The following is an 18,180-nucleotide window of genomic DNA, read 5'->3' as shown; positions in this document are numbered from 1 at the left end:
CCGGGCCGCGGCCGGGGTCAGGCGAGCGGGACGACGAGCGCGGTCGCGATCGCGGCGGCCCCCTCGCCCCGACCGGTCAGCCCCAGGCCGTCGGTCGTCGTGCCGCTCACCGAGACCGGCGCGCCGGCCGCCGCCGACAGGGCCGCCTCCGCCTCGGCCCGTCGCGTGCCGACCTTCGGCCGGTTGCCGACGACCTGCACCGCGACGTTGCCGATCTCGAAGCCGGCGGCCCGGACGAGGCGCGCGGCCTCGGCGAGCAGCGTGAGCCCCGAGGCGCCGGCGAGCTCCGGCCGGTCCGTCCCGAAGTGCGCCCCGAGGTCGCCGATGCCGGCCGCCGAGAAGAGGGCGTCGCAGGCGGCGTGAGCGGCCACGTCGGCGTCGGAGTGCCCGTCCAGGCCCCGCTCCCCCGGCCAGTGCAGGCCCGCGACCCACAGCTCACGGCCGGACCCCTCCGGCGCGAGGGCGTGGACGTCGACACCGACACCGACCCGGGGCAGCACGCTCATGCCCCGATGCTAGGCGCCGGCGAGCAGGCGCTCGGCGTGGGCGAGGTCGTCGACGGTCGTCACCTTGAAGGAGCGAGGGTCTCCGTCGACGACGAGCACGTCGTGGCCGAGCAGCTCCACGAGGGCGGCGTCGTCGGTGGCCCCGGCGCCACCGGCGTGGGCGGCCTCGAGCACGTCGCGGCGGAAGCCCTGGGGCGTCTGCACGGCGCGCAGCGTCGCACGGTCCGGGGTGCCGGTGACGACCCCTCGCGCGTCGACCGTCTTGACCGTGTCGACGACCGCGACCCCGGGCACGACCCCCGCCGCACCGGCTCGCACCGCCTCGGCGACGCGTACGAAGACCGCGACCGGGGTGAGGCAGCGCGCGGCGTCGTGGACGAGGACGACGTCACAGGCGGGATCGAGGGCCGCGAGCCCGGCCGCGACGGAGTCGGTGCGCTCCGCCCCTCCGGCGACGACGGCCGCCCCGGCCGGGAGGGTGATGCCCGTCCACGCGGGCGCGGCGGGGTCGGCGAGGTCCGACGGGGCGACGACGACGACCGACCGCAGCCCCGGCAGGCGGGCGACGGTGTCGAGCGCCCAGCCGAGCAGCGGGCGCCCGGCCAGGGGCACGAACGCCTTCGGCATCCCGGCGCCCAGGCGGGTCCCCGACCCGGCCGCGACGACGACGACGCCCACACCGCGCGGGGCGGTGTGGGCGTCGTCGGTCACGTCGGAGCGGCCGCCGGGGCGACCGGGTGCGTCAGGACGCGAGGACCTCGTCGAGGATGGACTCGGCCTTGTCCTCGTCGGTCTTCTCGGCGAGTGCGAGTTCGGAGACGAGGATCTGGCGCGCCTTGGCCAGCATCCGCTTCTCACCCGCGGACAGGCCGCGGTCCTTGTCGCGGCGCCAGAGGTCGCGCACGACCTCGGCGACCTTGATGACGTCGCCGGAGGCGAGCTTCTCGAGGTTGGCCTTGAAGCGGCGCGACCAGTTGGTCGGCTCCTCGGCGTACGGAGTGCGGAGGACCTCGAAGACCTTGTCGAGGCCGGCCTTGTCGACGACGTCACGGACGCCGACGAGGTCGCAGTTCTCGGCGGGTACCTCGATGACGAGGTCGCCCTGCGCGACCTTCAGCTTGAGGTAGAGCTTCTCCTCTCCGCGGATCGTGCGGGTCTTGATCTCTTCGATGCGCGCGGCCCCGTGGTGCGGGTACACGACCGTCTCGCCGACCTTGAAAACCATGTGGTGTTGTCCCCTTTCGAGGCCCCAAGAATACCACGACACGCCGATCCGGCCCAACGGGAACTCGGCACGTTTCCGCAGGTCAGAGGCCTGAAACGGCAATCCACGGGAGAAAATCGGGGGTTGACAGACGGCCCCGCGGCATGCTTCGCGCGTGACGCGGGCGCGCCGTGGGGACGGCCTCCCCGCGCGGCGCGACGCCCGGTCGAGGACGCGCACCGGGACACGGGGCGAGGCGGAACCCGACCCCCCGCTATCCTTGGGCGCGTGACGACCCGCGCCGCCTCCGCCCTCCGGCTCGCCGGACTCGCCGCCGCCACCCTCACGGTCTCCGCCTGCGGCGTCTTCTCGCCGGTCCAGACGGACTACCCGTACATCCCGGCTGACGGCGTGCCCCTCACCATCCCGGGCCTGGACCTGCGCAACCTCGTCATCGTCTCGGACGAGGAGGGCGGTCCCGGCACGATCGTCGGGCAGGCGGTCAACGAGGGTCGCGACCCCGTCGAGGTGTCCTTCTCGCTCGAGGGCTCGTCCCCGACGACCACGACGGTGGCGCCCTACTCCGACGACGCGATCTCCGCCGACGGCAAGGCGGTCACCCTCGCGACCGTGCCGCAGCGCCCGGGCTCGATGGTCCAGCTCGTCGTCACGACCCGGCAGGCCGGGCAGAACGTCGTCCAGGTGCCGGTGCTCCCGTCCGACCGCTACTACGAGGGCCTCGCGCCGAGCCCGTCGGCGACGCCGAGCGCCACCCCGTCGCCCAGCGCCAGCTGACCCCGCGCGCCGGCGCCGCGGGCCCGGCGCGCCGCCCGGCCGGCCCTCAGGCCTCGAACTTGTAGCCCAGGCCGCGCACGGTGACGATGTGCTGCGGCGCCCCCGGGTCGTCCTCGATCTTGGCGCGCAGGCGCTTGACGTGGACGTCGAGGGTCTTGGTGTCGCCGACGTAGTCGCTGCCCCACACCCGGTCGATGAGCTGCCCGCGGGTCAGCACCCGCCCGGTGTTGCGCAGGAGCATCTCGAGGAGCTCGAACTCCTTGAGCGGCATCGAGCGCTGCTCGCCGCGGACGGTGACGACGTGGCGCTCGACGTCCATCCGCACCGGCCCGGCCTCGAGGGTCGTCGGCAGGAGCTCCTCGGGCTCGGCCCCGCGGCGCAGGACGGCCTTGATGCGGGCCAGCAGCTCGCGGGAGGAGTACGGCTTGGTCACGTAGTCGTCGGCGCCGAGCTCGAGGCCGACGACCTTGTCGATCTCGCTGTCCTTGGCCGTGAGCATGATGACCGGCACGTTCGAGCGCTGGCGCAGCGCTCGGCACACGTCGACGCCGGAGAGGCCGGGCAGCATGAGGTCGAGCAGCACGAGGTCGGCGCCCCCGGCGTCGAACTCGCTCAGGGCGTCGTGCCCGTTGTCGGCGACCGAGACCTCGTAGCCCTCCTTGCTCAGGAGGTAGCTCAGCGGGTCCGAGAACGACTCCTCGTCCTCGACGATCAGGATGCGCGTCATGCGGTGCTCTCTTCTCGGGCGACCCCGGCGCCGGGGGCCGGCGCGGTCGCGTCGTCGTCGTCGACCGGGGTGGCCGCGACGGGGAGTCTCATGGTGAACGTCGAGCCGCGCCCCTCCTGGCTCCACACGGTGACCTCGCCGCCGTGGTTGGCGCAGACGTGCTTGACGATGGCCAGGCCCAGGCCGGTGCCGCCGGTGGCCCGCGAGCGCGCGGCGTCGACGCGGTAGAAGCGCTCGAAGATGCGCTCCAGCTCGGCCGCGGGGATCCCCTGCCCCTGGTCGGTGACGGCGACCTCGACGGTCTCGTCGACGCGGCGGGCCCCCAGCCCGACCTTCGTGCCGGGGTCGCTGTAGTTGACCGCGTTGGTCAGCAGGTTGGTCACGGCGGTGACGAGCAGCTCGCGGTCGCCGAAGACGCGCAGCCCGCGCTCGGTCGCGAGGCCGAGCTCGATCTCCTTGGCCTCGGCGGCGACCTTGACCCGGTCGACGGCCTCGACGACGACGGTGCCGAGGTCGACGAGCTCGGGCTCGTGGAGGGTGTCGGCGACCTGGAGGCGCGAGAGGTCGACGATCTCCTGCACGAGCCGACCGAGCCGGGTGGCCTCGACGCGGATCCGCTGCGCGAAGCGCGTCACCGCGACGGGGTCGTCCTTGGCGTCCAGCACCGCCTCGGCGAGCAGCGAGATGCCGCCGACGGGGGTCTTCAGCTCGTGGCTGACGTTGGCGACGAAGTCGCGGCGGACCTCCTCGACGCGGCGCGCGTGGGTGTGGTCCTCGGCGAGCAGGAGGACGTGCGCGACGCCGAGCGGCGCGACGCGCACCCGCATGACGACGCTGCCGTCGGGGTTCGGTCCGCGCGCGAGGTCGAGCTCGGCCTCGCGGATGACGCCGTCGCGGCGCACCTGGCGCGCGAGGTGGCGCAGCTCGTGGTGGACCAGCTCCTGGTGGCGCACGAGGCCGTAGGTGACGGCGGGGGCCGAGGCCTTGACCACCGCATCGGACGCGTCGACGACGACGGCGATGGAGCGCAGGACCGACAGGACGTCCCCGACCCCGCGGGCCAGCGGCGGCTCGTCGACGACGGGCGCGTCGTCGAGGCTGCGCTCGGACCAGCGCGCCGCGAGCACGGCGACGGCGCCGACGACGAGGCCCGCCGCCCCGCCGAGGCTCGCCGCGATGGTCGCATCCACGACGTCAGGGTACGGGGGTCCGCCGACCGCTCCCCGCCATCCGGGGCCCTGCCGCGCCTCCGGACGCCCGAAGTTCACCTCGGCCACGTCTGCGGTTCATCCCCGGGTGGGATGGTTCCCGGGCGACGGCGCGACCGACCGCTGCCGTCGCGCGCCGACGCACCCCCAGCCACGAAGGACCCCAGCCGTGATGCGCAAGGCCTACCACGAGGAGCTCGACCGGATCGCCGAGAGCCTCGTCGAGATGACCCACCTCGCGGCGTCCGCGATGAGCCGCGCGACGACCGCCCTCCTCGACGCCGACGTCAGCCTGGCCGACTCCGTCATCGCCGCCGACGCCGAGATCGACCGGATGCGCGAGCAGGTCGACCTCCTCTCCTTCGACCTCATCGCCCTCCAGCAGCCGGTCGCGACGGACCTGCGGGTCGTCGTCACGAGCATGCGGATGAGCAGCGACATCGAGCGGATGGGCGACCTGGCGCGCCACGTCGCCAAGGTCGCCCGCCTGCGGTACCCCGCGTCCGCGGTCCCGCCGGAGCTGCGCGGCACCTTCCGCGAGATGGGTACCGTCGCCGAGCTCGTCGTCGAGAAGGCCGGCTCGGTCATCGCGGCCCGCGACGTCGACGCCGCCCGGGACGTCGCCCGCGAGGACGACGCGATGGACCGCCTGCACCGCGACCTCTTCACCCACGTGACGGGCGGGGACTGGGCCCACGACACCGAGACCGCGGTCGACGTCGTGCTCCTCGGCCGCTACTACGAGCGCTTCGCCGACCACGCCGTGTCGGTCGCCGAGCGGGTCATCTGGATCGTCACCGGCGAGTGGGGCGACGAGGCGGCCGGCGGCCACGACGAGGTCGGCGAGCACACCGTCGCCTGACCCCCTGACGGGCCGCGACGACGCGGCTACGCTCGAGGCGTGGACGACCAGCGCCGGTCCGTGACGGAGGACTACGCCGAGGAGCTCGAGGAGCTGCACGACCTCGAGGAGGTCGAGGACGCGGCCGGCGGGGCCGGGGCGCCCGCGACCGGCAAGGCGTGGCAGCACGGCTACCCGTACGACAGGAAGCTCCCGCGCGACGAGTACGAGCGGACCAAGCGCCGCCTGCAGATCGAGCTCCTCAAGCTGCAGCTGCACGTCAAGGAGACCGGGGGCAAGGTCCTCGTCATCTGCGAGGGGCGTGACGCCGCCGGCAAGGGTGGCGCCATCAAGCGGTTCATGGAGCACCTCAACCCCCGCGGCGCGCGCGTCGTGGCGCTCGAGAAGCCGACCGAGGTCGAGACGACGCAGTGGTACTTCCAGCGCTACGTCCAGCACCTGCCGAGCGGCGGCGAGATCGTCTTCATGGACCGGTCCTGGTACAACCGGGCCGGCGTCGAGCGCGTGATGGGCTACTGCTCCCCCAGCCAGTACCTCGAGTTCATGCGCGAGGCACCGGAGCTGGAGCGGATGCTCGTCAACTCGGGCATCCACCTCGTCAAGCTGTGGTTCTCCGTCAGCCGGGAGGAGCAGGCCGCGCGCTTCGCCTCCCGCCAGAACGACCCAGTGCGCCAGTGGAAGCTCTCGCCGACCGACCTCGCGAGCCTCGACAAGTGGGACGCCTACACCGAGGCCAAGGAGGCGATGTTCTTCTACACCGACACCGGTGACGCCCCGTGGACCGTCGTCAAGAGCAACGACAAGAAGCGGGCCCGCCTCGAGGCGATGCGGGTCCTGCTCAGCGGGGTCGACTACGCCTCGAAGGACGTCGACCTCGTCGGGGTCCCGGACCCGCTCATCGTCGGCCCGGCCTCGCGCATCTTCGAGCCGGGTGAGCACACCGAGCGGGTCCTCCCGCGGCTCTGACGTCGGCCTGGCCCCGTCGGCGGGTCCGGACCGACCGCTCGTCGCGAAGGGCTGCACACGATCGCGTTCGTGGGTGATCATGGCGGCGTGACGCAGGACGAGGGGGACGGGTTCGAGGGGTTCGTGGCCGCGCGCTGGCCCGCCCTCGAGGCCGTCGCGCTCGCCGCGACGCTCGACCCGGACCGGGCCCGCGCGGTGACGGCGTCCACCGTGGCCGCCCTGCACGGTCGGTGGTCCGACGTCGTCGAGGAGGGCGCGCCGACCGCGGCCGCGCGCACCGAGCTCCTCGCGCGGATGCGGACGCTCGGCGAGGCCGGCGGCACCGCGGTCCCGGAACGGTTGCGCGATGGGGTGCGCGACCCCTCCGCGCCCGACGACCCCGTCCCCGGTGCCCTCCTCGCTGCCCTGGCCCACGAGCCGGTCCCGGTCCGGGCTGCGCTCGCCGCCGGTCCGCTCTGGGAGCTGACCGACGAGGAGGTGGACCGGCTCGTGCCGAACCGCGGCGGCCTCGGCCGGGCGGGACTCGGTCGCGCGCGGGGCGCGGACGACGACACGCTCGCGGCCGCCCGACACCGGCTCCTCGAGGGGCACCGTGGCGCGCTCGCCGCGGCCGGGGCGGCGCCCGCGGACCACCGCCTGGACATCGACCTCGCCGACCTCCTCGACCGGCTCGCCGCCACGCTGCCCGACCCGCCGGACCCCGCCGACCTCGTGCGGGCCCGGGAGCGCGGCGTCCGCCGCCGTTCGCTCGTCGTGGTCGGAGCCCTGGCCGTGGCCGGTGTGGGGGTGGGCGGCTGGGCGGTGGCGTCGCGGCCGACGACCCCTGACCCGGTCGCCCGGGGCCCGCGCCCGGCCCCGTCGACCGCCGGGCCGGACGACCCGGCGTGGGGCTCCGTGGACCGCTGGCCTCCTCGAGGAGCACTCGCGCGGGACCCCGGGGTCCAGGCGATGCTCGCCTCGGACGCCGAGGGTGCCCGGCTGCTCTTCGCCGGGGACGTCGAGGACCGACGGCTCGTCGTGTCGACCGACCCGTCCGTCGACGCCGACAACGGGTTCGTGGTGCGCGCGTGGGGCGGACCGGCGGGGACCGCCGCGTCGCGCCTCACCACGCTCCAGCTCGGCTACAGCTGGGCGGGGGACACACAGGACGCCGTCGGGCTCGCCGTGCAGTCCGGCCGACGCTTCGTGCTGCTCGCGCTGACGCGTCCCGGGGTGCGCGAGGGGCGCTACTCGCTCGTCGTGCGCCCGACCCCCGGGGGCCGGGTCGACCGTACGTGGACCAGCTTCGCCGTGCGCGACGGCGTCGCCACGACCGTCCTGCCCCGGTCACCCGGGCCGGCCGCCCGGCTGCAGCTCGGCGCTCTCGACGGCCCGTTCCCCCGCGAGATGACCGACGACGACATGGTCGTCGGCCCGGGCGGGTTCACCGAGAGCACGGTGGTCGAGCTCGCCGCTGCGTTCGGCGTGCCCCGCCGCTCGCTGGAGGTCGAGCGCACCGGCCACGTCCTCCCGGACGACAGCCTGCGTGACGTCCTCGGGGAGAGGGGGGCGGCCTCTGCGGAGGTCGTCGTCGTGCGGACACCGGACGGGGCCGTCGTACGGTTCGCCTCGTTCCGGAGCGGAGGCGCGGGCGGCGGCAGTGCTGAGTACGGAGACGCGCCCCTCGTCATCCCGGCCTCGGCGGTCCGCGCACCGTACGTCACCCCGCTCATGGGGTCGGACGAGCACCTCAAGTACTTCGTCACCGCCCCGGCGCGCGCCGCGACGGTGCAGCTACGCACCCTGAGCGGGGCGCCGCTGTGCCGTCCGACACCGGTGCGGGGCGGCGCCGCGCTGCCGCGGCTGACGACGGCGTTCACCGGGGGCGACGTGCGGGTGGTGGCGCGGGCGGCGGACGGCCGGGTCCTCTACGACGACGTCCCGCCGCCGGGTCGCGACGTGCTCGACCTCTTCGACTTCTACGACGTGGGCAGCGGCTCGGGCACCTACTACGGGTGAGCCGGGAGCCGGAGCCGGGAGCCGGGAGCCGGGAGCCGGAGCCGGGAGCCGGGAGCCGGGAGCCGGGAGCCGGGAGCCGGGAGCAATGGTGCTCTCCCAGCCTCCTGTCGCCGCGGAAGGTTTCCCTTCCACCGCGGAAGGTTTCCCTTGCACCCCGCAAGGTTTCCCTTGCCCACCGAAGAGAGTTCCTTCCACGCCGCATGGGATTCCTTCCGCTCGGCAAGGTCTCCCCTGCGCGCGGAAGGGAAACCTTCCGCGCGGCAAGGGATTCCTTCCACCCGGCAAGGGATTCCTTCCGAGGCGCATGGATCCCGGGAGCACCTATGTGACCCGGCCGCTCTCAGGAACGTGCCGTGACCCCCGACCGTCCGGTCCGCCCCACCGGCGGGCGCGCCGGGTGATCATGGGCGCATGACGACGAGCCATCGGGCCGACGCGGATACCGCCGCCGACGCCGACCGCTTCGTCGCCGCCCGCTGGCCCGACCTCGAGGCCGTCGCCCTCGTCACCCTCCTCGACCCGGTGGCCGCCCGCCGAGCCACCACCGACGCCCTCGTCGCCGTCCGCCGGCGCTGGGCCGACGCCGTCGAGGACGGCGCGCCCACCGCCGTCGCCCGCCGCGAGCTCGTCACCCGCCTCCCGCACACCCCGACCCGCCCCGGCACCGCATCTCAGGCGCAGGAGGCACCCGCCCACCTCCCCCAGCTCGCGGCGCTCGTGGCCGACCCCGACGACCCGGTTCCCGCCGCCCTCCTCGACGCCCTCGCCGCCACCCCGCCGGAGCAGCGCCTGGCCCTCGCCGCCGAGGTCCTCTGGGACGACGGCCCCACACCGACCCCGCCCGTCGCGGCGGAGACCCACCACCGGATGCTCGCCGCGCACCGGCAGGCCCGCGCCGCTGTCGGCCTCGCCCCCGACGACGCACGGCTGCGCACGGACCTCGACGACCTCGTCGTCCGCCTCGCCCGCTCCCAGCCCGAACCCCCCGACCCCGCCGCCCTCGTCGCCGGCCAGCACTCCTCGCGCTCCCGCCGCATTGTGGTGCTCGGCGGCCTCGCCGCAGCCGGCGCCGCCGCGCTCGCCTGGGCCGTCGTCGACCGACGGACGAGCAGCACCACCGCCACCCCACCCCGCCCCTCGACCGCCCCGACGACCGCCGGCCCGGACGACCCTGCCTGGGCCTCCGCGTCCCGGTGGCCGGCTCGCGGCCCGCTGCGCAGCGACCTCGGCATTCTCGCCCTCGTCGCCCGCGCCGGCCCGGGGACCCGCCTGTTGTGGGCGGGCGACCTCGACGACACGAGGGCCGTCGTCGCGACGACCCTCCTCGGCGAGCGTCCGTCGAGCACCTCGGTGCGCGTGTGGACCGGCCCCGCCCGCGCGCCCGCCGAGCGACTCGACGAGGTACGCCTCGGGTTCGACGCCATCCTCGGCGCCGAGGACGTCGTCGCCGTCGGTGTCCCGCGGGCCGAGGACGCCGCCCTCCTCGTGCTCACCCGGCCGACCGTCACGTCGGCGCGCTTCTCCCCGTTCGTCCTCCCGACGAAGACCGGTGCTGTGGAACGCGACTCGCTCCCGGTCCGGCTCCGTGACGGCGTCGGCGCCCTCGCCGGCAGACCGTGGGGCATCGCCGGGCGCGTGGCCGTCTCGGCCTACGACGGTCCGCCGGTCACCCCCGAGGACTGGAACGCCGCCGCGTTCACGTCGGCCACCGCGGCCCCGCTCGACGGCCTCCTCGACCAGGTCGCCTCGGCCACCGGCCTTCCCCGGCGCGACCTGCGCGGCGAGGTCCTCTGCGACTCACCGGTCGTCGGCAGCGTCCTCGACACCGCCGCGGACTCCCCCACCGGCGGCGACGGGCGCGTCCTGCTCAGCAGCGTGCGGCTCCCGGGCGGGGGCGTCGTCCGCCGGCTCGACGTCCGCGACGACGGGCGCTCGGGCCGCAGCGGGTTCCTCGTCCTCCCGGCCGTCGCGGTGGCGTCCGACCAGGCCGACGCCCCGGCCGTCTACCGCCTCGACGACGACCCGCCGGGCACCGGCCGCTTCCTCGTCGTCGTCCCCGAGGGCGGCGCCACCTGCCAGCTGCTCGCGACGAGCCCGAACGCCTACCCCGTCTCGAAGGTGACGCCGATGAAGCGCCGCACCGCGGTGGTCTCCGTCGTCAACGCCGACGACGCAGCGGCGTTCCGCCTCGTCGTGCGCGACGCCGACGGCCGCCTGGTCCACTCCGGCGTGCCCCCGGTCGGCCAGGCCCTGCTCGGCGACCGGGACACGGGGTGGCTCGGCCTGCCGGCCAGGGGCACCAGCGGCGAGGTGCCGGTGCTGCCCAACCCGGCCTGAGCCGTCCGACCGCGCTCAGCGACCCTGGTTCGCCACCGCCGCCGCCGCGGCCGCCGCGGCCTCCGGGTCGAGGTACTCGCCGGCAGCGGTCGGCATGAAGTCCTCGCCGAGCCGGTAGACCAGCGGCATGCCCGTCGGGATGTTGAGGCCGGCGATGTCGTCGTCGCTGATGCCGTCGAGGTGCTTGACGAGCGCGCGCAGGCTGTTGCCGTGCGCGGTGACGAGGACGGTCCGCCCGGCGCTGAGGTCGGCGCGGAGCTCGTTCTCCCAGTAGGGCATCATCCGCGGGATGACGTCGGCGAGGCACTCGGTGGCGGGCACGTCGACGCCGGCGTAGCGCGGGTCCCCGGTCTGGTCGAACTCGCTGCCGGTCTCGATGGGCGGCGGCGGGGTGTCGAACGAACGGCGCCACAGCATGAACTGCTCGTCGCCGTACTTGTCACGGGTCGCGGCCTTGTCCAGGCCCTGGAGCGCGCCGTAGTGACGCTCGTTGAGGCGCCAGCTGCGGTGCACCGGCACCCAGTGGCGGTCGCACGCGTCGAGCGCAAGGTTCGCCGTCGTGATGGCGCGGCGCAGCACCGACGTGTGGACGACGTCGGGCAGCAGGCCGGCGTCACGCATCAGCTGCCCGCCGCGCACGGCCTCGGCGCGGCCCTTGTCGGTGAGGTCGACGTCGACCCATCCGGTGAAGAGGTTCTTCTGGTTCCAGTCGGACTCGCCGTGGCGCAGGAGGATCAGCGTGTGCTCCGTCATGCCGCCAGCCTAGCGAGCCGCGGACGACGCGGGACCCGCCATCCGCCCGCGTGGACACCCCTGCGCCGCGGCCCGGAGCCGGACCCGCAGCCGGGTCAGGCGGAGCCCTCGCGCGGCGGGTCGCCCGGCCGCTCGAGGATGTGCCGGAAGGCCTCGAGGTTGCGCAGGCTCTCGCCGCGCGAGACCCGCCACTCCCACTCCTTGCGCATCGAGGAGAGGAAGCCCATGACGAGCAGCTCGTTGAACGGCTCGTCGGCCGCGGCCAGGACGACCCCGAGCAGCTGGTCGAGCTGGTCGGCGTCCACCCCCGCGGCCGGCACCCGGCCGGTCACGAAGACGTCACCCGACCGGTCGACGGCGTACGCGAGCCCCGGCAGGCGCAGGTTGCGGCTGAGGAGGAACCGGTAGACCTCGCCGTGGTTCTCGTCGGGGTTGCGGATGACGAACGCCGACACCGACAGCGCCTGCTCGCCGCAGACGAGCGACACGACGGTCTTCAGCTTCTTCTCGCCGGGGAGCGCGACGACGACCTCGTCGTCGCGGGCGCCGGCCTCCCACTCGAGCCCGGACTCGTCGAGGAACGCCCGCACGGTGGCGAGCAGGTCGGGGGTGCTCACGGGATGACCGCCTGCGGCACACCGGCGATGCGCTGCGCGTCGTGGATGGAGACGTCCTTCGGCCGGGCCAGCGCCTCGCCGTAGACCTCGAGCAGGCGCTCGGCCGTCCGCTCCCACCCGAACCCGCGGGCGTGCTCGACCGCCCTCGCGGACAACGCGTCCCGCAGCCCGGGCTCGAGAACGACCCGCCCGAGGGCCGTCGCCCAGTCGGCGGTGTCGTGCCCGTCCACGAGCAGCCCACCGTCCCCGACGGCCGTCGGCAGCCCGCCCACGTTCGCGGCGACGACGGGGGTGCCGCAGGCCTGCGCCTCGACGGCGACGAGCCCGAACGACTCGTTGTGCGACGGGACGGCGACGACGTCGGCCGCGCGGTACCAGCGGGCCAGCGTCGCGCGGTCGACCGGCGGGACGAGCCGCAGCCGGTCACCGATCCCGAGCGAGGTCGCGAGCGCGTCCAGCCCCATCGGCGTCCGCTCGCCGGCGCCGCTCGCCCCGCCGAGCACCGCGACGACGAGCCGCTCGCGCAGCGCGGGGTGCCGCCGCACGAGCTCGGCGGCGGCCCGCACGAGCACGTCCGGCGCCTTGAGCGGCTGCACGCGCCCGACGAAGAGCAGGAGCACCGCGTCGGCGGGCAGCCCGAGCTCGGCGCGGGCCTGCGCGACCGGGCCGGGCGTGAACGTCCCGAGGTCGACCCCGGGAGCGGCGACCGCGACCCGGGCCGGGTCGGCGTCGTAGAGGTCTACGAGCTCGCGCGCCTCCCGCTCGGTGTTCGCCACGAGCCGGTCGGCCGCCTCGACGACCTGCGACTCGCCGATCTCGCGGCCGCGGGGCTCGGGCTCGTCGCCGTCGGCGAGGTGGAGGTTCTTGACCCGGGCCATCGTGTGCATCGAGTGCACGAGCGGCACGCCCCAGCGGTCGGCGGCGAGCCACCCCACCTGCCCCGAGAGCCAGTAGTGGGAGTGGACGAGGTCGTAGTAGCCGAGGGGCGCGTGGGCCGCGACCCGCATCATCCCGGCGGCGAAGGCGCACAGCTGGCCGGGCAGGTCCTCCTTGGAAAGCCCCTCGTACGGGCCGGCGGCGACGTGCCGGACGACGACGCCCGGCTCCACCTCGACGACCTCGGCCTGCGCCGCGCTCGTCGTCCGCGTGAAGAGGTCCACCTGCGTCCCGAGGCGGGCGAGCCGGCGCGCGACCTCGAGGACGTAGACGTTCATCCCCCCGGCGTCCCCGGTGCCCGGCTGCGCGAGCGGGGAGGTGTGCACCGTGACCATGGCGACGCGGTGCGGGCGCGGCGCACCGGTCGGGTCAATCATGGGAGCGAGTCTTCCACGCTCGGCCGGGGCGTGTCCGTGACGGTCACCACGGCCCGCGGCGACCACACGTGGATCCCGATGCGGCCGTCCTGGCGCAGGTCGACGGCGCGCGGGACCTGGATCGGGGCGATGGAGACGTCGGTCCCGAGCACCCACGTGAACGCCGGCTGCTCGGTCTCGACGGGGTCGACCCAGTACGCCCGGGCGCGCAGGTTGCGCTCCGGCAGCGCCGGGGCGATGCCGACGGTCGCGGGTCGCCAGTCGAGGTTGACCGCGACCGCGGAGGCACCACGAACGGCGACGTCCATCCGGATGCGCCCGTCGGTCGGCTCGAACCGGATGCGCAGCGGGAGGCTGCCCGTCCCGTCGTGGACGACCCCGCTGTAGGTGACGGTCTCGTCGTCGCGGCTCACGGCGTCGATGCTGACCGCCGAGTAGACGCGGGAGACCGTCTCGCGCGGGTGGTCACCGGTCTCGTCGACGGTCCCGGTCATCGCGACGACCGGCGCCCCCTTGGTCACCGTGTCGGCGAGGACGGTGCTGCCCCGCGAGAGCCGGAACCCGCGGTCGTAGAGGGTGACGGTGAGGCCGGCCCCGAGCGACTGCACCCCGAAGGCGTTCTGGGAGACCTGGAGCAGCCCGGGCTCGGCGTCGACGATGCCGATGTCGCGGGCGAGCACGCGAGGAACCCACGAGGTCAGCCCGAGGACGAGGGCGGCCGTCAGCGAGAGCACGAGCGAGACCATCGACAGGCTCACCCGCTGTTCCCGCCCCTCGGAGCGCCACCACGTCAGCACCGCTCAAGGGTATGTCGGCCGGCCGGGCACCCGGTGCGCGGTGGACGTCCCTCGACGGCGGGCGGATGCCGCGCTGCGTCGCCCTAGGCTGGTCCGGTGGCCGGCCAGCGACCCGTGGGTGTCATCACGCGCGGCACCACCAACCCCAACCGGCTGCGGCGGTGCGACCGCTGGCTCGCCGGGCCGCAGGGCTGGCGGCTGCGCCGGGCCGGGCCGGAGCCCGTCGTCGTCGACCTCGGCTACGGAGCCTCGCCGGTCACGGCCCTCGAGCTGCACGAGCGGCTGCGCCGGGTGCGCCCGGACGTGCAGGTCGTCGGCATCGAGATCGACCCGGCCCGGGTGGCCGCCGCCCGTCCCCTCGAGCGGCCGGGACTGCGGTTCGTGCGCGGCGGCTTCGAGGTGCCCCTGCCGGCCGGCGCGCGACCGGTGCTCGTGCGCGCCTTCAACGTCCTGCGCCAGTACGACGAGGACGAGGTGGGGCAGGCGTGGGCGACCACCGTCGAGCGCCTCGCACCGGGCGGGCTGCTCGTCGACGGCACGTGCGACGAGCTCGGCCGGCTCGCCGCGTGGGTGGCGGTCGGCGCCGACGGCCCTGAGACGCTGACCCTGTCGTGGCGGCTGCGAGGGCTCGAGCGGCCGGGGGTGGTCGCCGAGCGGCTGCCCAAGGCGCTCATCCACCGCAACGTCCCCGGCGAGCCGGTGCACACGCTGCTCGGGGCGCTCGACGACGCGTGGCTGCGGCAGGCGCCGCTCGCGTCCTACGGCGTGCGGCAGCGCTTCATCGCGACGGCGACGGCGCTGCGGGAGGCCGGCTGGCCGCTCGTCGACGGCCCGTCACGCTGGCGGCTCGGTGAGCTGACGCTCGCGTGGTCCGCCGTCGCGCCTCACCAGGGGCCGTAGGGACCCTGCCGGCCGGTGCTGCCGCGGCCCGTCACCTGGTCGAGGGCCGGCTTGACGTCGGCGAGGTAGACGCCGGAGCCGATGAGCGCGGCGATGCCGAGGAGCCCCAGCGCGGCCGGGCTCGCCACGGTGGCGAACCCGATGAGGGCCGCGACGCCCGTCACGAGCATCCAGAAGTTCTTCGTCCGCTTGCCGGCGGCGACGAACGCGTCGGGGCGGCGGCGCAGGCAGTCCACGAGGGCCCAGAGCTCGACGCCGAGGGCGGCCACGGAGAGCACGAGGTAGACGATGTCCTGGGCGGACCGGAGCCAAGTCATGCCGACAGCCTAGGTGTCAGACGTCGAGGACGATGGTCACCGGGCCATCGCCGACCAGCTCGACCTCCATGTGCGCCCCGAAGCGGCCGGTCGCCACCTCGACCCCGCGCTCGCGCAGGGCCCCGACGACGGCGTCGACGAGCGGCTCGGCCACCGGCCCCGGCGCCGCGGCGTTCCACGACGGCCGGCGGCCCTTGCGGGTGTCCGCGTAGAGCGTGAACTGGCTGACCACGAGCACCGGTGCGCCCTCGTCGAGCACCGAGCGCTCGTCGTGGAGGATGCGCAGCTCCGCGATCTTGCGGGCGAGCGTCGCGACCTGCTCGGGCCCGTCGTCATGGGTCGCACCGACGAGGGCGACGAGCCCCGGCCGGTCGATCGACCCGACGACCTCTCCCTCGACCCGGACGGCCGCCCGCGAGACGCGCTGGAGGACCGCCCTCACGCAGCGCCCTCGTCGAGCCCGACGGCGACGACCGCCCCGACGGGGGCGCCGTGGCCGAGGACGGGTGCGTCCTCGAGGCGGGTGTAGGCGTCGGACGCGACGCCCAGCCGGCGCAGCACCGCGGCGAGGATGACCGGGCGGGCGCGCTGCCCGCCGTCGGCGACCTTGAGGGCGATGCCCCGGCCGTCGGGCAGACCGACCGCGTAGACCGACTCGGCCCCGTCCTTCGCGACGACGCCCTCGGTCCCGCGGATCAGCGCGGTGACGTCGCGCCGGGTCCCGCCGAGCATCTCGGGGTGCGACCGGATCGCGTCGGCGACCCGGCCCTCGTCGGTGGCCGGGTCGGCGGCGGCGATCCGCCCGAGGGCCCGCGCGAGGCCGGCGAGCGAGACGGCCATGACCGGTGCGCCGCAGCCGTCGACCGCCGTCGCCGCGACCGGCTCGCCGGTGAGGTCCTCGAGGGTGGCGTCCATGAGCCGCTGGAGCGGGTGCTGCGGGTCGATGTAGGTGGCGGGGTCCCACCCGGCGGCGCGGCAGGCGGCGAGCATCCCCGCGTGCTTGCCCGAGCAGTTCTGGGCGATGGACGAGGCGGCGCGGCCGGCGGCGAGCCAGGCGTCGCGCTCCTGCGGGTCGTAGGGCAGGTCCGGGGTGTTCTGGAGGTCGGCCTCGGTGAACCCGGCGGCCTCGAGCATCGCCCGGACGCCGTCGAGGTGGAACGGCTCGCCGCTGTGGCTGGCGCTCGCGAGGGCGAGGTGCGGCGGGGGCAGGTGCAGGCCGGCGCGGAGCATCGCCAGGGCCTGGACCGGCTTGTTCGAGCTGCGCGGGAAGACCGGGTCGTCGGCGGCGCCCCAGGCGTGCTCGAGGGTGCCGTCGGGCGCCGTGACGGCGACGCTCGCGCGGTGCGCGGACTCGACGACCCCGCCGCGCACGACGTGGGCGAGGACGGGGGCGTCCGCGAGCGCGGGCGGGGTGGGCATCGCGGAGGACGCGAGCGAGGAGGCGGGCAGCGGGGCGGGTGCGGCGGGGTCGGACACGCCAGCGACCCTAGCGCCGGTGGGTCCCGCCGGGTGCGCCCCCACCGCCGCCCCACCCGTCGAGTGAACAGGACACGCCGCGCGGGCTGCTGCCCACACGGCGTGTCCTGTTCACTCGACGGGGTCGGGCCCCGGGAGGTGGTGCGAGGGTCAGTCGCCGACCTTGGCGGCGCCGGCCTCGACGGCCTTCTCGACGGCCTTGACCGTCTTGCGCGCGCTCGTCGTCGCGGCCTTCGTGGAGGAGGTCGTCTTCTTCGCGGCCTTCTTGGTCGTCGTGCTCGTGCGCTTGGCCGCGGTGCGGGTGCGCTTGGCGGCGGTCTTGACCTCGGTCTCGGCGACCTTGGCGTCCTGCTCGACGGTCTCGGCGACGACGTCGGAGGCCTTCGCGGCCTCCTTGCGACCGACGGTGACGGTGGCCTTGGCGGAGCGCTCGACCTCGGCGACGGCCTTGCGGGCGGTCGTGACGGCGCCCTTGGCCTGCGCGACGGTCGTCTCGGCCTGCGCGACGAGGTCCTGCGTGGCCTGCTGGCGGCGGAGGCGGGCGACGATGTCCTTGCCGCGGGTCACGAGGTCGTCGTAGCCCTCGGAGACCTTGCCGCCGACGACGAGGCCCTGGTTGACGGCGAGCGCCGGAAGCTCCTTGACCTGGCCGGCGACCGTGGTGACGCGGGCCTGGATGGCGGCCGGCGCGAGGTCGGCGCGCGCGGCCTCGGCGCGCTTGGTCATCTCGGCGCGGCGCGCGTCGGCGCGCTTCTGGGCCTCGCGGACCTTCTCGACGGCGAGGTCGGTGGCGCCGGCGAGGGCGTAGAGGGGGGTGGTGTCGACGGTCTTGCGGAGGTCGTCCTTGACGGCCATGGTGGGCTCCTTCGTGGTGGGACTGCAGTACTGACGGTGTCTGGGTGGCCCGGCGGGCGGCGCTGCCGTGGGGCGGTGCGGCCTCAGGGCCGGGCGTCGTCCTCGACGTAGGACTCGTAGATGTCGAGGAGGGTCTTGCGCTGGCGCGCGGTGAGGCGCGGGTCCTCGGCGATGGCCCGGCGCACGTCCGGCGCCTCGTCCGACGAGGGCGCGTGCTCGGCGTCGAGGATGCCGGCGCGCACGTAGAGCGACTCGGCCGAGACCTCGAGACCCTTGGCCAGCTGCTGGAGGATCTCGGCGCTCGGGCGCTTGAGCCCGCGCTCGATCTGCGACAGGTAGGGGTTGGACACCCCGGCGAGCTCGCTGAGCTGACGCAGGGAGAGCCGGGCGGACCGGCGCTGGTCGCGCAGGTACTCGCCGAGGCTCTCGCCCAGGTCGTTCAGCGGGTTCTTGCTCATGCCCCCATTCTGCTTGCTCCAGTTAGCAAAATGCAAACTCGGGCAAGCGTGAGCCGCCCCACACCGCCCCGACCTTCCCCGAACGTGGGTG

The 18,180-nt window shown here is 75.1% G+C and carries 20 protein-coding genes; 6 read left to right on the top strand and 14 right to left on the bottom strand.

What is annotated here, in order from left to right:
* Positions 1 to 17: 17 nt before the first annotated feature.
* The 3 genes from ispF to KMZ30_RS04875 are packed head-to-tail and all read right to left on the bottom strand — an operon-like array spanning position 18 to position 1,731.
* The gene (gene ispF, locus KMZ30_RS04885; protein ID WP_215512247.1) at positions 18 to 506 is read right to left on the bottom strand and encodes a 2-C-methyl-D-erythritol 2,4-cyclodiphosphate synthase; all 489 of its coding nucleotides are present in this window, start codon (positions 504 to 506) and stop codon (positions 18 to 20) included.
* A gap of 9 nt (positions 507 to 515) precedes the next feature.
* Complete coding sequence (ispD, locus tag KMZ30_RS04880; RefSeq protein ID WP_308279640.1) at positions 516 to 1,217, bottom strand: 2-C-methyl-D-erythritol 4-phosphate cytidylyltransferase; 702 nt, start codon at positions 1,215 to 1,217, stop codon at positions 516 to 518.
* 31 nt (positions 1,218 to 1,248) lie between these two features.
* Positions 1,249 to 1,731 (bottom strand): CarD family transcriptional regulator, encoded by a 483-nt coding sequence (locus tag KMZ30_RS04875; protein ID WP_030528500.1) that lies wholly within the window; start codon positions 1,729 to 1,731, stop codon positions 1,249 to 1,251.
* A gap of 267 nt (positions 1,732 to 1,998) precedes the next feature.
* Here KMZ30_RS04875 and KMZ30_RS04870 point away from each other — a divergent pair, with 267 nt between their 5' ends.
* A complete protein-coding gene (locus KMZ30_RS04870) occupies positions 1,999 to 2,505 on the top strand; it encodes a hypothetical protein (RefSeq protein ID WP_215512246.1) in 507 nt (168 codons plus the stop codon).
* Positions 2,506 to 2,551: 46 nt separating this feature from the next.
* Here KMZ30_RS04870 and KMZ30_RS04865 read toward each other — a convergent pair whose 3' ends face one another.
* Both KMZ30_RS04865 and KMZ30_RS04860 read right to left on the bottom strand, forming a co-directional pair.
* Entirely contained in the window at positions 2,552 to 3,232 is a 681-nt protein-coding gene (locus KMZ30_RS04865) for a response regulator (protein WP_215512245.1), read from the bottom strand.
* Positions 3,229 to 4,422: a sensor histidine kinase gene (locus KMZ30_RS04860; RefSeq protein WP_215512244.1), complete on the bottom strand. Its 1,194-nt coding sequence runs from the start codon at positions 4,420 to 4,422 to the stop codon at positions 3,229 to 3,231. Before KMZ30_RS04860 ends, KMZ30_RS04865 begins: the two co-directional genes overlap by 4 nt.
* Positions 4,423 to 4,612: 190 nt before the next feature.
* On the opposite strand from KMZ30_RS04860, the gene phoU reads away from it, so the two are divergent.
* The 4 genes from phoU (at position 4,613) to KMZ30_RS04840 (ending at position 10,603) form a co-directional block, all read left to right on the top strand.
* Positions 4,613 to 5,302 carry a phosphate signaling complex protein PhoU gene (gene phoU, locus KMZ30_RS04855; RefSeq protein ID WP_030528496.1) on the top strand — a complete coding sequence of 230 codons (690 nt, stop codon included), beginning with the start codon at positions 4,613 to 4,615 and terminating at the stop codon, positions 5,300 to 5,302.
* 39 nt (positions 5,303 to 5,341) lie between these two features.
* The gene (gene ppk2 / locus KMZ30_RS04850; protein ID WP_215512243.1) at positions 5,342 to 6,268 is read left to right on the top strand and encodes a polyphosphate kinase 2; all 927 of its coding nucleotides are present in this window, start codon (positions 5,342 to 5,344) and stop codon (positions 6,266 to 6,268) included.
* An 87-nt stretch (positions 6,269 to 6,355) separates the two neighbouring features.
* A complete protein-coding gene (locus KMZ30_RS04845) occupies positions 6,356 to 8,266 on the top strand; it encodes a SigE family RNA polymerase sigma factor (protein ID WP_215519878.1) in 1,911 nt (636 codons plus the stop codon).
* A gap of 411 nt (positions 8,267 to 8,677) precedes the next feature.
* Positions 8,678 to 10,603, top strand: coding sequence for a hypothetical protein (locus tag KMZ30_RS04840; RefSeq protein WP_215512241.1), 1,926 nt, complete (start codon positions 8,678 to 8,680; stop codon positions 10,601 to 10,603).
* A gap of 15 nt (positions 10,604 to 10,618) precedes the next feature.
* Here the strand turns inward: KMZ30_RS04840 and KMZ30_RS04835 are convergent, their stop codons facing one another.
* The 4 genes from KMZ30_RS04835 to KMZ30_RS04820 all read right to left on the bottom strand — a co-directional run bounded on the left by KMZ30_RS04835 (position 10,619) and on the right by KMZ30_RS04820 (position 14,083).
* Positions 10,619 to 11,356 carry a phosphoglyceromutase gene (locus KMZ30_RS04835; RefSeq protein WP_215512240.1) on the bottom strand — a complete coding sequence of 246 codons (738 nt, stop codon included), beginning with the start codon at positions 11,354 to 11,356 and terminating at the stop codon, positions 10,619 to 10,621.
* A gap of 95 nt (positions 11,357 to 11,451) precedes the next feature.
* Positions 11,452 to 11,973 carry a type III secretion system chaperone family protein gene (locus KMZ30_RS04830; protein WP_051750509.1) on the bottom strand — a complete coding sequence of 174 codons (522 nt, stop codon included), beginning with the start codon at positions 11,971 to 11,973 and terminating at the stop codon, positions 11,452 to 11,454.
* Entirely contained in the window at positions 11,970 to 13,286 is a 1,317-nt protein-coding gene (mshA, locus tag KMZ30_RS04825) for a D-inositol-3-phosphate glycosyltransferase (RefSeq protein WP_215512239.1), read from the bottom strand. Before mshA ends, KMZ30_RS04830 begins: the two co-directional genes overlap by 4 nt.
* Entirely contained in the window at positions 13,283 to 14,083 is an 801-nt protein-coding gene (locus tag KMZ30_RS04820) for a hypothetical protein (protein WP_215512238.1), read from the bottom strand. Before KMZ30_RS04820 ends, mshA begins: the two co-directional genes overlap by 4 nt.
* A gap of 96 nt (positions 14,084 to 14,179) precedes the next feature.
* On the opposite strand from KMZ30_RS04820, the gene KMZ30_RS04815 reads away from it, so the two are divergent.
* Complete coding sequence (locus KMZ30_RS04815; protein WP_215512237.1) at positions 14,180 to 14,983, top strand: class I SAM-dependent methyltransferase; 804 nt, start codon at positions 14,180 to 14,182, stop codon at positions 14,981 to 14,983.
* Here the strand turns inward: KMZ30_RS04815 and KMZ30_RS04810 are convergent.
* From KMZ30_RS04810 to KMZ30_RS04790, 5 genes are all read right to left on the bottom strand, one after another.
* Positions 14,968 to 15,300, bottom strand: coding sequence for a DUF2516 family protein (locus KMZ30_RS04810; protein WP_215512236.1), 333 nt, complete (start codon positions 15,298 to 15,300; stop codon positions 14,968 to 14,970). The genes KMZ30_RS04815 and KMZ30_RS04810 overlap by 16 nt on opposite strands.
* A gap of 16 nt (positions 15,301 to 15,316) precedes the next feature.
* A complete protein-coding gene (gene dtd, locus KMZ30_RS04805; RefSeq protein ID WP_215512235.1) occupies positions 15,317 to 15,742 on the bottom strand; it encodes a D-aminoacyl-tRNA deacylase in 426 nt (141 codons plus the stop codon).
* The gene (locus KMZ30_RS04800) at positions 15,739 to 16,719 is read right to left on the bottom strand and encodes an asparaginase (protein ID WP_215519892.1); all 981 of its coding nucleotides are present in this window, start codon (positions 16,717 to 16,719) and stop codon (positions 15,739 to 15,741) included. Before KMZ30_RS04800 ends, dtd begins: the two co-directional genes overlap by 4 nt.
* A 207-nt stretch (positions 16,720 to 16,926) precedes the next feature.
* The gene (locus KMZ30_RS04795; RefSeq protein ID WP_215512224.1) at positions 16,927 to 17,631 is read right to left on the bottom strand and encodes a hypothetical protein; all 705 of its coding nucleotides are present in this window, start codon (positions 17,629 to 17,631) and stop codon (positions 16,927 to 16,929) included.
* 83 nt (positions 17,632 to 17,714) lie between these two features.
* Positions 17,715 to 18,089 (bottom strand): helix-turn-helix domain-containing protein, encoded by a 375-nt coding sequence (locus KMZ30_RS04790; RefSeq protein WP_215512223.1) that lies wholly within the window; start codon positions 18,087 to 18,089, stop codon positions 17,715 to 17,717.
* Between the last annotated feature and the right edge of the window lie 91 nt (positions 18,090 to 18,180).

The sequence above is a fragment of the Phycicoccus mangrovi genome, from assembly GCF_018729305.1.
In the GTDB taxonomy this organism is placed as follows: domain Bacteria; phylum Actinomycetota; class Actinomycetes; order Actinomycetales; family Dermatophilaceae; genus Phycicoccus; species Phycicoccus jejuensis.
Note: the sequence above shows the minus strand (reverse complement) of the source record. Positions and strands in the feature narration are given on the sequence as shown.